A 14,300-nucleotide genomic window follows, 5' to 3' on the forward strand; every position below is an offset into this window, starting at 1 on the left:
AGTTTTTCACTTGAAGCTGTAACTGGCGCTGGCATAGAAGCGCCGGCCACGCGGGTCCGCGTAGGTCGGGTCATAACCGGAGAGGAAATAATAGGCCTGGTTCGAGTACGGCGGACTGGTATTGAACAGATTCTGGATGCCGGCGCGCAGCTTGAACTGCTTGCTGACGGCATATGCGCCCGACATGTCCCACAAGGTATACGCCTTCACCCGGTTCGGCTTGACGACGCTGCCGTCGTCCGTGTTGATGGCCGAATTCTGGTCATCGTAGCCACTCGAATAGGTGTTCGACAGGCTGGCCGAATACGGGCCATTGTCCCAGTCCAGGGTGATCGTGTGGCGCCAGCGCTGCACCACGCCATCCGTGACGAACTTGTTCAGGTTGCTGATGAAGGCGTCGCCGGGACTGGTCTGGATGGTCGAATCGAGCACATAGGTGCCGCTCAGGTGGCTGCCGAAACGCCCCCATGCCGTCTTTACCCCATGCAGGTCGGCCGTGATATCGATGCCCGCGGCCTTTTGCGCGCCGCGGTTTTCCTTGCGCAGCTCGATGTAGTCGATTTCATTGTCCTTGTTGCGATGCACGAGGTCGCCGTACTTGGCCAGGTTGCCGAGGATGATGTCGTCGCCGATTTCGCTGATCAGGTCCGTGCGCTTGATGTTCCAGTAGTCGGCACTGAAGGTCCAGTGCTGGCTCGGTTCGAGCACCAGGCCGGCCGTGAACTGGCGGCTGCGCTCCGGTTTCAGCTTGTCGTTGCTGTAGCGGCGCGTATCCCAGTTATCGGCGCAGACGGAGTAATCATTGTTCTCGCTCGCGCAATACACGGGATCCGGCAAGGTCGCCGTACTGCTGTAGGCGGTGGGCCGGTGCAGGTCCGACATCGATGGCGCGCGAAAGCCCTTGCCTGCGGAAGCCCGCAGCAGCACCTGCTTGCTGGGCATGTAGGTCAAACCGATCTTCGGACTGAGGGCGCCGCCCACCTGCTGGTAATGGTCGTAGCGGCCGGACAACTGCGCCTGCCACTGCTTGGTAAACGGCAGCAGCAATTCGCCGTAGACGGCCTTTACATTGCGGCTGTCGCTGGTGGCCACGCCGCCTTCGGGCGCCGCGTCGTTGTTGATGTTGTCGCTCATCAGCAACGCGGATGGACGGAACTCGGTGCGCTCGCGGCGCACTTCGCCGCCCGCGGCCAGCGCCAGGTCGCCGCCGCCCAACGCCATCAGGGCGCGCGACGCCTTGAAGTCGAGCGAGTCCATGGTGCCGCGCGCATGCCGTACTTCGTCATTGACCTGGATGCTGTCGAGCAGCGCCTTGCCCTTCGCGCTCGATGGGCCAAACGGGTTGATGTCGCCGGAGGCGATGCCTTCCAACAGCTTGTCGTACAGGACATAACCATGCGTATCGCGGTCCTTCACGACATTGACGCTGTGATTGAAGCCCACGTCGTAATCCCAGCCGGCGAGCGTGCCGCTGGCGCCCACCACGAAGCGCTGGCTCTCGCTGGTCAACTGGCTGGTGCGCATGCCCGCCTCGTTCAGGCGCATGCGCAGTTCCAGTTCGCGCGCAGTCGGATTGCCGTCTTCGTCGACTATGCTATCGAGGCCGGTATTGGCCAGCTGCGGCACCTTGCTGTAATCGAGATAGCCAATCACACGCGCCGACGAGCCCACGTAATAGCTGCGCGAGCGGCTCAGCGCCACCTCCGCATACAGCTGGTGGTCGTTGTTCAGCTTCAGTACGCCGCGCGTGAGCAGGTTCTGCTTGTCCGTCTTCGGATACAGCTCCGTGTCGCCCATGTAATCGTAGGTACAGGCATCGACGCCGCCCGTGCCCGCCGGCAGGTACAGATTGGCCGGCGGCGAACAGTTCGGGATCGACAGATTGATCTGCCGGTTGGTGATCGGCTGGCCGTTGAGCAGGAAGCCATTGTCCTGCAAATAGTCGCGCTGCTCCCCCGACAGGCGGATATTCGCCGGGCTGGTAAAACTCGACAGCAAATGCCCGAGGCGCTGCGGCACCTGCAGGTTCGGAATGAATTTGCGCTGCGAGGAGCTGAGGCGGTCCGTCTTTTGCACATCGACCACGGCAAAGATATTGTAGCCATCCGTGGCCAGGTCGCCCGTGCCGGCCGTGATGCTGGCCGTGCGCTTGCCGGCCCCGCCTTCCTGCGTGCCGCTGCCGTAGGCGTTCAGCTCCACGCCCTGGTAATCCTTGCGCGTGATGAAATTGATGACGCCGCCGATGGCGTCCGTGCCGTACAAGGCCGAGGCGCCGTCGAGCAGCACTTCCACGCGCTGCAGGGCGGCGGCGGGGATGTTGTTCAGGTCCACGCCCGCATCGTCGCCGGGCGAGGCAAAGTTGGCCATGCGCCGGCCATTGAGCAGCACCAGGGTCGACGACGTGCCCACGCCGCGCAGGTTGGCGCTGTTGAAGCCGCGCTGGTCGCCGCCCACGTTGATGCTGGCGCCGTCCGTCAGGCCGCCCACGTTGGCCGACACGCGCGCCATCAGCTCGGCCGCCGTCGTCACGCCCGCCTTGTCGATCTCGGCGCGCGTGATGATCTGCACCGGCAGCGCCGTCTCCGATTCCAGCCGCTTGATGGCCGACCCAGTGATTTCCACGCGCTGCATTTTTTTCTGCGCCGGTTCTGCATCCTGCTCCTGCGCCTGCGCGCCATTGCCCAGCATGCCCAGCGCCGCCGACACGCCCACGGCCCCCAGCGCCAGGCGTACGCCTTGCGCCAGCGCCGACTCGCGCGGCAAGGAGCCGCCGTCCTGTCTTTTCATGTGCATTGCCTCTCTCCCCGATGGTGTATGTCTGATTTTTATCATGATTTTTGTACTGCCTTGCGCTGCTTCACCGCTGTTTTCCGCGTGGCCTGCACGCCATGCTCGCCGCCGTACAGGTAGGCGGCGATGACTTCGCTCAGGCGGGCCGCTTTTTCAACGTTCTTCTTGTTCGACACCATCAGCGCCACGGCCAGCGCCTCGATCATGGCCAGCGCCGTGCTGGCGCCGCTGGGCAGGACGGGATGCGTGCTTTGCGCATACAGCGCGTGATCGGCCAGTTCGGCCAGGGGCGACGCGGGCGAGTCGGTGAGCGCCACGATGCAGGCGCCGCGGTCGCGCGCGAAACTGGCCAGGCCGATGCAGTCGAGCGTGTAACGGGGGAACGAGATCACCACCAGCACGTCCTGCGCCGTCAAGTTGACCAGGTGGCCGGCCGCCACTTCCGAACCGCCGATGCCCACCACTTCCACCACGTGCGGGCAAAACGGCTGCAGATGCTGCACCAGCATGCCGGCCAGGTTGGCCGACAGGCCAAAGCCCATCACATACACCACCTTGGCGCGCGTCAGGCGGCGCACCACGGCCTGCATGGCGTGCGGCGACAGGGCGTCGGACGTGGCGGCGATGTTCGCGGCCGCATATTCCAGGCTTTGCGTGACGGGCGAGGTGGCGCGCGCGCGCCGCTCTATCGTGCGGCGCAATTTGTCGACGGGCTGCAACAGCGATTGCAGGGTTTCGGCCATGGCGCCGCGCATGGCCGAATAATTCTTCTGGCCGATGTCGCGCGCGAAGCGGCTGATGGTGGCCGTCGACACCTGGCAGCTGTCGGCCAGTTCCTCGATGCCCAGCGCCGTCACGCGCATCTGGTTGCGCAGCAGGTAATCGGCGATCTGCCGCTGCGACGCCGAGCCGCTGGCCAGCACATGCATCAGCGCCTGCCCCAGCGGCGATTGCGCGAACGCGGCATCGGGCGCCGATAGCGTGCCAACCCGTGGCGCGTGAAGGCTGCTGCGTGCAGGACTGGCGGATGATTTCATATCACTGGCGGCCTGTGTTCTTGTGCATGGCGGATGACGAATGGAGGCGAAACGGGTCGCTGGAAACCACTTTACTCATATCAAAAAGAAAACTCAACAAATATTTGTAAAAGGATTTTCATTGATTTACTTCGTGAAAATATTGCTACATAATCGACCGAAATCCATCAACCGCGCCCCGTTTTGGGGCGAATTCACCATGCAAGTACAACAGCATCCCATCTCCACCGCGCACGCCAGCGTCGCCTGCCAATTGAGCAGTTTCCACTTTGGCGGTGCGGCGGCCAATAGCCGCAGCGGCAAGAAGGTGTATATCCAGGCGGCGCTGCATGCGGACGAGGTGCCGGGCATGCTGGTGTCGCAGTTCCTGCGCCGCGAACTGCTGGCGCTGGAGGCGGCGGGCAAGGTGCACGGCGAAATCATCCTGGTGCCGGCCGCCAACCCGATCGGCCTGGCGCAAGCCATCCATGGCGCGCCGTTCGGCCGCTTCGACCTGACCACCGGCATCAACTTCAACCGCGCCTACCGCCACGTGGCCGATGAACTGAAAACCACGCTCGACGGCCGGCTGGGTCAGGATGCGCAAGCCAACGTGGCGCTGATACGCGAGCATGCGCGCGCCGCCGTCGCCGCCTGGCGGCCTGGCACGGATGCGGAGGCGCTGAAGAAAACCCTGCTGGGCATGGCCGTCGACGCCGACATCGTGCTCGACCTGCATTGCGACAACGAGGCGGCGCTGCACATTTATACCGGCACGCCGCTGGCCGCGCAGATCGCGCCGCTGTCCGCCCTGCTGGGCGCGCGCGCCGTGCTGCTGGAGCTGGCGGCCGGCGAAGAGCCGTTCGACGAAGCCTGCAGCCGATTGTGGTGGGATCTCGACGCGCACTTCGGCGGCCGCTATCCGATTCCCGCCGCCTGCCTGTCGACCACCGTCGAATTGCGCGGCGAAGTGGAGGTGAGCTACGCCCTGGCCGAACGCGACGCTGCCGCCCTGCTGCGTTTTCTCGCCATCGAGGGCGTGCTGGACATCCCCGGCGCCGGCGACGACCTGCCCGCGCCGCAATGCGCGCCGACGCCGCTGGCCGGCGTGGAACCGATCCTCGCGCCGCATCACGGCGTGCTGGTCTACCTGCGCGACATGGGCGAGGCGCTGGCCGCCGGCGACGCGGTGGCCGACCTGATCGACCCCGTAAGCGGCGAGACGACGACCTTGCGCTGCACGGTCGCCGGCGTCTTTTTTGCGCGCAGCGCGCACCGCCACGTCCTGCGCGGCATGAACGTCGGCAAGGTCGCCGGCGCCATCGCCTTCCGCGGCGGCAGCTTGCTGAGCCAATAAATGTCACAAAAAAGCGCCATGAGAAAATTCAAGCTCCCCAATACCTTCGTCCTGCTGTGCGCCATCCTGGCCATGATCGCCCTGGCCACCTGGCTGGTGCCGGGCGGAAAATTCGACACGCAGCTGGTGAACGGCAAGCAGCTGATCATCCCCGGCACGTTTCACTATGTCGACAACAAGCCGCAGGGCATCGCCGCCCTGATGATGGCGCCCATCAAGGGCTTCGTCGACGCCAGCCTGATCATCGGCTTCGTGCTGATCGTCGGCGGCGCCTTCGCCGTGCTGCAAAAAACGGAAGCCTTCGACTCCCTGATCAAGGCCATCGCCAAGGCGCATACCAGTTCGCGCTTCGTGCGCGCCGCCATCATCCCCGTGTTCTTCACCATGTTCTCGCTCGGCGGCGCGACCTTCGGCATGAACGAGGAAGCCATTCCCTTCATTCTGATCTTCGTGCCGCTGGCCCTGGCCCTGGGCTATGACACCATCACGGGCGTGTCGATTCCCTTCATCGGCTCGCAGGTGGGCTTTTCCGCCGCCTTCCTGAACCCGTTCAATGTCGGCATCGCGCAGGGCATCGCCGGCGTGCCGATCTTCTCCGGCATCGGCTACCGCCTGATCGTGTGGGCTATCGCCACCGCGGTCAGCATCGTGTTTTTGATGTGGTACGCGGCGCGCATCAAGCGCCATCCGGAAAAAAGCCCCACCTACCTGCTCGACATCGAAAAGCGCAGCGAGCACTCGATGGACCTGGACAGCTTTGCCGGCATGACGCGCACGCACCGCGCCGTGCTGTGGATCTTCATGGCGACCTTGCTGACGATGGTCGTCGGCGTCGTCAAGTACGACTGGTTCATCGATGAAATCGCCGCCCTGTTCCTGGTGATGGCCATCGTCGTCGGCCTGGTCGGCCGGCTCGACATGGACGGCCTGGTCGCGTCTTTCGTGCAGGGCGCGCGCGACATGGTCAGCGTGGCGCTGGTCATCGCGCTGGCGCGCGGCACCATGATCCTGGCGCGCGACGCGCAGATCATCGACACCATGCTGCATGCGTTGACGCCCCTGGTGGCCTCGTCGAGTCCCGTCTTCGCCGCGCAGAAGATGTTCTTCATGCAGTCGGTGATCAACTTCTTCATCCATTCCGGCAGCGGCCAGGCGGCGCTCACCATGCCCATCATGGCGCCGCTGGCCGACCTGGTGGGCGTGACGCGCCAGACCGCCATCCTGGCCTTCCAGTTCGGCGAATTCACCACCCCGATGATCCCCACTTCCGGCATCACCGTCGGCGTGCTGGCGCTGGCGCGCGTGCCGTGGATTACGTGGGCCAAGTGGATGATCCCGCTGCAGCTGATCTACCTGGTGCTGGCGCTGCTGCTCCTGATTCCTCCCTGCCTGATGCACTGGCAGTAAAACGGAGCGCGCGATTGGCCCATGCCGATGGCAGGCCGACAAATCGGGCATTGCGCCACGCTTACAGCGCGGCTTTTTCTTCCGCGCTCAGGCGCTTGGCGCTGACGTACACGGTGTGCATGGTGGCTTGATCGGCGCTGGCGACGATGGTGACAGGAGCGGCGCGGAACTTCGGCACGGCGGCGGTGGCCAGGCTGGTGGCGGCGGCGATGGCGATGATGGCGACGAAGATGGCTTCCATGTTTTTAGCGATGTTCATGATGGTGTCCTTTGATTGGCTGGTTGTCTGCTGCGATGATGGAACTGTAGGCGCATCGAACCGCCATCTCCACCGGATTGCGACAGAGTGCCCAATCGGCGGGACAGAATACAAACGGACGCGACGAAACGCCCCAGTAGCGGCAAACGCAAGAAGCAGCATCGACATCGATATCAGCGTCGGTGCCAGGCGCCCAGCCCCACTGCGCGCAGACACTGCCGACTCAGTTCTGGACCCACTGCGGTAGATACTCTTGCACAACATCCTCGACTGCCCTCGCCTGCAGTGCATCGCGGCGACGCTTGAGCGGATCGCGCTCGGGCAATGCACTCATCCATTGCTTGAAACGGACAAAGGCCATCGGCTCCAGCGTATTCATCCTGGCCATGGCGCCATTGGTGGCGACGATGACCGCCGAGAATTGCGCTGAATCGAGCAACTCCTGGGCACGCGGTGCTTGCGCCACCCAGAAATCGTCGTCCTTATCACTCAAGCGAATGGGATGCGGATCATCACCGACCTGCACGCGGCGGATAATATCAACCTCGAATCCATCTTTATTGACGGCGGTATATTTCTGCGAATCCCGGATTCGGAACGTCGGGTCCACTTTCTGAAGCACGCCCAACATGGAAACGTCAACCTTGCTCAAGGCGGTAGCGAATGCGACGCGTTTTCGTACATCCCACAGCAGATCAATGTCACGTGTTGCTACCGCATCGTCCTCAAAGGTCATGCCGGCAGCCGATTCATAGGCATACAGCGCGTGCGTACCAACCACACGAAAGTGCTCACCGAGCCTGGTAGCCGCCAGGCGGTTCAAAATATCCACAATAATCGGTGCGACGCGTCCAACGCGAAGTGCACGGTTCATGCGCTTCTGCTTGAGCAATGAGGCCTTCAGACCATCTCGCCGCGCGGCAGCCATTTCCTTTCTCTGCCGGAAACTGGCGTACATTGCTTCCGTTTCCGGCGAGCGCCGCCCCAAACTCTTCTCACTGCCGGAAGCACTGGTACGCACCAGATAGGCATCGTCAGGCGCCGAGACAGGTCCTTTATGCCAATACATCCCCCCTCGCACTTTAGCGGCCTCGGCAAGCGCATCTTCATAGGCCTCAAAAGTGGCGACTGCATCAATATATTGTCGCGTGGCGTCGGCAGGCCGCTCTCGCATGGAAGACTCCTCGGTACATTTATTTGTTTTTTAATTTTATGCCGAAAAAATATAAAAATCAATTACTTACAATTAATTCACGGGGCTGGGAATTTTTTACAGCTTGAAAAGAACACGGCCACCAGGACACAAGCAATGGTTGATTGAACGCGGCACGGATGCCGACGGGACGCCCCTGCCGCCGAACCGCGCTGGTGGTCGGTCAGCTGACGCTGCATTGACCTTGCTGTCAGCTGGGCTGGCAAGGACCGGGATGCCACCGGTCCTGACTGGCGATGATGCTGTATTGCTGGAAATGATGGTGCTGATGGTGGTACTGATATGGCTTACTGATACTGCAGGCACTGCATGGCCGCGCTTACAGGGCGGCTTTTTCTTCCGCGCTCAGGCGCTTGGCGCTGACGTACACGGTGTGCATGGTGGCTTGATCGGCGCTGGCAAGGATGGGTGCCGGCGCGGCGCGGAACTTCGGCACGGCGGCGGTGGCCAGGCTGGTGGCAGCGGCGATGGCGATGATGGCGACGAAGATGGCTTCCATGTTTTTAGCGATGTTCATGATGGTGTCCTTTGGGTGGCTGGTTGTCTGCTGCGATGATGGAACTGTAGGCCGATCCTCCCTCAACTGCCATCGGCATGCGACCAAACGCACGATTCGCGGGACAGAATACAAAAAGCCCGGATGGAACGCACAAGGTGCCCGCGCCGTGGCATTTGACGCTTGCCAGCCCCATTCCCGGCCATTTCAGCGCCCTGCCAGCCCCTAAAAGCCCTACCGCCGGCCAACCTTGTTTATAATCGCCGTACACTAAAGGACTTCTTTCATGACTGATCAATTCTCCAAAAAGGGCGAAGCCTGGTCGGCCCGGTTTTCCGAACCGGTCTCGGACCTCGTCAAGCGCTACACAGCTTCTGTATTTTTTGACAAGCGCCTGGCGCTGTTCGACATCGAAGGTTCGCTGGCCCATGCGGAAATGCTGCATGCGCAAGCCATCATCAGCCCGGCCGACTACGCGGAAATCCAGCGCGGCATGGCGCAAATCTCGCAGGAAATCGCCGCCGGCCAGTTCGAATGGCTGCTCGACCTGGAAGACGTCCACCTGAATATCGAAAAACGCCTGACCGAACTGGTCGGCGATGCGGGCAAGCGCCTGCACACGGGCCGTTCGCGCAACGACCAGGTGGCCACCGATATCCGCCTGTACGTGCGCTCCGCCATCGACGACATCACCACGCTGCTGGCGACCTTGCGCAGTGCGCTGACGGATCTGGCCGAGCAGCATGCCGACACCATCATGCCGGGCTTTACCCACATGCAGGTGGCCCAGCCGATCACCTTCGGCCACCACATGCTGGCGTATGTCGAAATGTTCGGCCGCGACGCCGAGCGCATGGCCGACTGCCGCAAGCGCGTCAACCGCCTGCCGCTGGGCGCCGCCGCGCTGGCCGGCACCACCTTCCCCATCGACCGCCTGCGCGTAGCCAAGACCCTGGGCTTCGACGACGTGTGCCACAACTCGCTCGACGCCGTCTCGGACCGCGACTTCGCCATCGAATTTTGCGCCGCCTCCGCCGTGCTGATGATGCACGTGTCGCGCATGGCCGAGGAACTGGTGATCTGGATGAGCCCGCGCATCGGCTTCATCGACATCGCCGACCGCTTCTGCACCGGCTCGTCGATCATGCCGCAAAAGAAAAACCCGGACGTGCCGGAACTGGCGCGCGGCAAGACGGGCCGCGTGTATGGCCACCTGACTGGCCTGTTGACCCTGATGAAAGGCCAGCCGCTGGCCTACAACAAGGACAACCAGGAAGACAAGGAACCGCTGTTCGACACCGTCGACACCGTCATCGATACCCTGCGCATCTTCGCCGACATGGCCGGCGGCATCACGGTCAAACCGGAAGCGATGCGCGCGGCCGCCCTGCAGGGGTATGCCACGGCGACCGACCTGGCCGACTACCTGGTCAAGAAGGGCTTGCCGTTCCGCGACGCCCATGAAGCGGTGGCCCTGGCCGTGCGCGCCTGCGTCGACGCCGGCTGCGACCTGGCCGACCTGTCGCTGGAGCAATTGCGCGCGTTTTCCCCGTTGACGGGTGAGGACGTGTTCGAGGTGCTGACCCTGGAAGGCTCGGTTGCCGCGCGCGACCACGTGGGCGGCACCGCACCGCGCCAGGTACGCGCCGCGATCGCCCGCGTGCGCACGCAGCTGGAAAAATAAAGCGCGCTTGCGCGCGCCAGCGCCCCGCTGCAGCGATGCAGCGGGGCGTTTTTCATTGCGCGCCGATTTTCGACAGCACGGAAAACGCGGCGCCCGTCTGCGACGCCTCCAGCAGCAGGGTCAGCTCCGTACGCGTGCAGATGATGTTGATCAGGTTGATACGCTCCCAGGCCAGGCGCTTGAGGATGGCGTGATACACGCCCGGCGTATAGCAGGTTTCGGGCGCCAGGTGCAAGGTCACGGCCGTCACCCGCTCCAGGCGCGCCAGTTCCTGCTCTTCGCCGAAAACCTCTTCCACCAGCGCATGCAGCGAACGGCTGCAGATCACCATCACCTCGTTGACGCCGCGCGTCACGGTAATGAAGGTGCCGCGCTGGGGTGCGGCCAGCGCCAGCAACTGGCGCTGGCAGGCATACGTCTGGTCGGAATAGCGGTAGGTAAAGATCATCAGTTCGCTGCGCGTGGACAGTTCGCCCGCGCGGTGCGCCAGCACGATCTCGCCGCTTTTCTGCTGCGGCATCCGCTCGGCCAGGCGGCGCAGCGCCATCACCACGGCGGCCTGCCCCACCGGCTTCCACAAGTCGGTCTGCAATTGCGGCTGCAGCTGGCGCGCCAGTTCCGACAAGTTCAGCAAGCCCCGGCCCAATCCCTCGCTGAGAAAGGCCGATTCCATCACGATCTGTTCCACTTTGGTCGCTATCGAAAGCATAGTTCGTCGGGCCGGTGATTCCGGTGCACGCACCAGGAGCCGGCAACCCTTCCTGAAAAAAGGATGCACTGCGCCATCGGCCGCGCCAGGCGGCGCGGTCGAACTCACTGAAAAGTATCCCCTCGCGGGGGAAGGGCCGGGTCGCGGCGACTAGGAAGGCGGATGCAGCATAAAGGCCGCTCCAGAGGGAAAGTGGCTGAAACCAACAGCAGAAAACAGAACTGACGTCATGTGAAACTCCCGATTTTTTTCCCGATGCGCTGTATCTGGACGCGGTCATTGCCGCGTGCGCTTTTTTTGTCTGCGCGTGGTCCGCTGGGGACAACGCGAAGAGCTAGTGTAGATCGCAACATTCAGGAAAGGCAACAGTGTTTTTCCAACAGAACACGCCATTTGAAGAACTAGTCCAAAACAAAAGTTACAGCTTGTGATAGATCAAACTTTCCAATGATGCGGCGCCGATAAATGTTCAATTCTTAACAAAAAATTCGCCTTGTGACCCATTTCTTGAATTTTTTGACATGGCGATCTCGACAAGTTTAGTGTCCCCCTACCCGGCGTCATGCCACCACAAAACGGCAGGCTATCCGCCCGCCAGGCACGCCGGGGTGGCCATCAGGCATCGCGGCCAGCTCATTCACCATTTCCTTAACCGATACCATGGAGCAGAAATGAATTTACGTTTGACGATAGTTGCCGCATCCATCGCCGCCCTGCCGCTGATGGCCACCACGGCAGACGCCGCAACGCCGCTGCCACAGACCTTGATGGCGGCCCCGGTCACCCTGGCATCTCCACAAGAGAACGCCAGCCTGGTCAACAAGCTGGCTGCGCAGGCGCGCAGCCGCGGACTGAATACCGAACATGGCTTTGCCGTCGGCGCCCAGCATCCGGGCGTCAGCGGCACGCGCGTGAGCCGCGTACAGCACACCTACAAGGGCCTGCCCGTCTTCGGTTCGGAGACGGTAGTGGTCAGCAACGGCGCCGGCGACATCGTCAGCGAATCCGTGTCGGACCGCGCGTCCGGCCTCGGTAGCGGCGGCGTCAATGCCGTCACCCGCAGCGCCACCACCGATATCGACACCACGCCGGCCGTCAGCGCCGCCGCCGCCATCGCCGCCGCCGTGAAAAGCATCGGCGTGCCGGCCGTCGACCACGTGCCGCCGCATGCGCAGCTGCTGATCTACCCGGTCATGAAAACGGTGCGCGTGGCCGGCGCCGAGAACAAGTCGGAAGCCGCGCTGAACGCCCTCGACGTGCAGGACGTGGTCGACCACTACGAGCTGGCCTACCTGGTGCAGACGCGCATGATCAGCGGCAGCAAGCCGGTCTACTATGACACCGTCGTCAGCGCCAAGGATGGCCGCATCCTGCGCCAGTGGAAAGCCCTGAAAACCGTCGCCGGCATCGGCAACAGCCAGTACAACGGCCAGGTACCGCTCAACACCACGCTCACGGGCAGCACCTACACCATGAAGGACCCCAGCCGCGGCACGGGCGGCAGCTTCGGCGGCATGGCCATCACGAACGCCAACCACGGCACCACCTCGGGCAGCGTGTACAGCAGCACCAGCAATACCTGGGGCGACGGCCAGCAATACATCAACGGCGGCAGCACCACCAACGCCAACGGCCAGACGGCGGCCGTGAACGCGATGTGGGGCCTGATGAACACCTACGACACGCACAAGAATGTGCTGGGCTGGTCCAGCCTGGACGGCAACAACACGGCCACCCACATCGCCGCCCACGTCAACACGGCCTACGACAACGCCTATTACGACAGCAGCTGCAAGTGCATGTACATCGGCGACGGCGGCAGCTCGTTCAACAACCTCGGCTCCATCGACGTGATCGGCCATGAAATGGGCCACGGCATCACGGACGCCACCTCGGGCCTGATCTACTCGCAGGAGTCGGGCGGCTTGAACGAATCGAGCTCGGACATCGCCGGCGAAATGGTGGAAGCGTATGCGCGCGCCGGCGGCACGGGCACCAGCATCCCCAACACGGGCAACGATTGGATGACGGGCAAGGAAATCGCCAAGAATGGCCAGCCGCTGCGCTGGCTGTACAAGCCGAGCAAGGACGGCAGCAGCCCGAATGCGTGGAGCAGCACCATCAAGAACCTCGACGTCCACTACAGCAGCGGCCCGAACAACCGCATGTTCTACTTCCTGTCGCAAGGCTCGAATTCCACGTCCAGCAGCGACTACTACAGCTCCTACCTGAACAAGAGCCCGCTGGCCATGACGGGTATCGGCAGCGACAAGGCTTACCGCATCTGGTTCAAGGCCGCCACCACCAAGTTCACCTCGTCGACCAACTACGCCGACGCGCGCAACAAGGTGCTGCAGGCCGCCGAGGAACTGTATGGCGTGGGCAGCGCCGAGGCTATCGCCGTCAAGCGCGCGTACGCGGCCATCAACGTGGGCGCCGACGTCGATGAATCGACCACGGGCGGCGCGGTGACCATCACCAGCCAGCCGGCCAGCATCACCGTCGCGCCGGGCGCCACCGCCTCGTTCGCCGTGGGCGCGGGCGGCGGCACGGCGCCGTACACCTACAAGTGGTACCGCAACGGCGCCGTGATCAGCGGCGCCACGTCGCCCGCCTACAGTTTCACCACGGTGGCGGCCGACAACGGCGCCGTCTTCAAGGCCACGGTGACGGATGCCTCCTCGCCCGCCGTGACGGCCACGTCGAACAACGCCACCCTCACCGTCGGCACCACCTCGGCCACCGAACGCGTGACCAACGGCGGTTTTGAAGCCGGCGCCACGGGCTGGAGCGGCACCACGGGCGCCATCGGCACCTTCACGGGGCAGACCGCGTACGAAGGCACGCAGTACGCCTGGCTGGGCGGCAATGGCACCACGGCCAGCGAATCGCTGACGCAAAGCGTGGCCATTCCGGCCAATGCCACGTCGGCCAGCCTGACCTTTGCGCTGCATATCGACACGGCGGAAACGGGCAATACCGTGTACGACAAGCTGGTCGTCACCGTGAAGAACAGCGCCGGCACGGTGCTGGGCACCCTGGCCACGTACTCGAACGTGAACAAGGCGGCCGGCTACCAGATCCGCACCTTCGACCTGATCGCCTACAAGGGCCAGACCGTGCAGATCTCGTTTGCCGCCACCGAGGACGCCTCGCTGCAGACCTCGTTCGTGATCGACAAGGTCAGCCTGATCACCCAGTAAGCGCTTGAACCTGCGGGCAAGCCATCGATTCACGGCTTGCCCGCACAGCACGATTGATTTCCTGGCAATTCCAGTCTACCCTGATGCTGTGATTGCATCTTGCCTGCTGCCGGTACCCGCGACGAATTGAACTTTTTTGGATTGTTCCTGACCGATGCCTACTTCG

Annotated in this window: 10 protein-coding genes; 4 read left to right on the forward strand and 6 right to left on the reverse strand. The window is 63.2% G+C overall.

Annotation, left to right across the window (positions count from 1 at the left end):
* Nucleotides 1-6: 6 nt before the first annotated feature.
* Entirely contained in the window at nucleotides 7-2,793 is a 2,787-nt protein-coding gene (locus J0O65_RS00185) for a TonB-dependent receptor (protein WP_215402972.1), read from the reverse strand.
* A 35-nt stretch (nucleotides 2,794-2,828) separates the two neighbouring features.
* Entirely contained in the window at nucleotides 2,829-3,827 is a 999-nt protein-coding gene (locus J0O65_RS00190) for a MurR/RpiR family transcriptional regulator (RefSeq protein ID WP_215402974.1), read from the reverse strand.
* A gap of 199 nt (nucleotides 3,828-4,026) precedes the next feature.
* Here J0O65_RS00190 and J0O65_RS00195 point away from each other — a divergent pair, with 199 nt between their 5' ends.
* A complete protein-coding gene (locus J0O65_RS00195) occupies nucleotides 4,027-5,163 on the forward strand; it encodes a succinylglutamate desuccinylase/aspartoacylase family protein (protein WP_215402976.1) in 1,137 nt (378 codons plus the stop codon).
* 18 nt (nucleotides 5,164-5,181) lie between these two features.
* On the forward strand, nucleotides 5,182-6,570 hold the full coding sequence (locus J0O65_RS00200; protein WP_215402978.1) for a YfcC family protein: 1,389 nt from the start codon (nucleotides 5,182-5,184) through the stop codon (nucleotides 6,568-6,570).
* A gap of 61 nt (nucleotides 6,571-6,631) precedes the next feature.
* Here J0O65_RS00200 and J0O65_RS00205 read toward each other — a convergent pair whose 3' ends face one another.
* From J0O65_RS00205 to J0O65_RS00215, 3 genes are all read right to left on the reverse strand, one after another.
* Nucleotides 6,632-6,829: a hypothetical protein gene (locus tag J0O65_RS00205; RefSeq protein ID WP_215402981.1), complete on the reverse strand. Its 198-nt coding sequence runs from the start codon at nucleotides 6,827-6,829 to the stop codon at nucleotides 6,632-6,634.
* A 223-nt stretch (nucleotides 6,830-7,052) separates the two neighbouring features.
* Entirely contained in the window at nucleotides 7,053-8,003 is a 951-nt protein-coding gene (locus tag J0O65_RS00210; RefSeq protein WP_152253193.1) for a GSU2403 family nucleotidyltransferase fold protein, read from the reverse strand.
* A gap of 358 nt (nucleotides 8,004-8,361) precedes the next feature.
* Complete coding sequence (locus tag J0O65_RS00215; RefSeq protein ID WP_131685576.1) at nucleotides 8,362-8,559, reverse strand: hypothetical protein; 198 nt, start codon at nucleotides 8,557-8,559, stop codon at nucleotides 8,362-8,364.
* A 265-nt stretch (nucleotides 8,560-8,824) separates the two neighbouring features.
* On the opposite strand from J0O65_RS00215, the gene argH reads away from it, so the two are divergent.
* Complete coding sequence (argH, locus tag J0O65_RS00220; protein WP_215402983.1) at nucleotides 8,825-10,222, forward strand: argininosuccinate lyase; 1,398 nt, start codon at nucleotides 8,825-8,827, stop codon at nucleotides 10,220-10,222.
* A gap of 52 nt (nucleotides 10,223-10,274) precedes the next feature.
* On the opposite strand, the gene J0O65_RS00225 is transcribed toward argH, so the two are convergent.
* Nucleotides 10,275-10,895 (reverse strand): hypothetical protein, encoded by a 621-nt coding sequence (locus J0O65_RS00225; protein WP_251373244.1) that lies wholly within the window; start codon nucleotides 10,893-10,895, stop codon nucleotides 10,275-10,277.
* Between the two features lie 707 nt (nucleotides 10,896-11,602).
* Between J0O65_RS00225 and J0O65_RS00230 the strand changes: the two genes are divergently transcribed.
* Entirely contained in the window at nucleotides 11,603-14,134 is a 2,532-nt protein-coding gene (locus tag J0O65_RS00230) for a M4 family metallopeptidase (RefSeq protein ID WP_215402987.1), read from the forward strand.
* The last annotated feature ends 166 nt before the right edge of the window (nucleotides 14,135-14,300 follow it).

The organism is Janthinobacterium sp. JC611 (assembly GCF_018682595.1).
Lineage (GTDB): Bacteria > Pseudomonadota > Gammaproteobacteria > Burkholderiales > Burkholderiaceae_D > Janthinobacterium.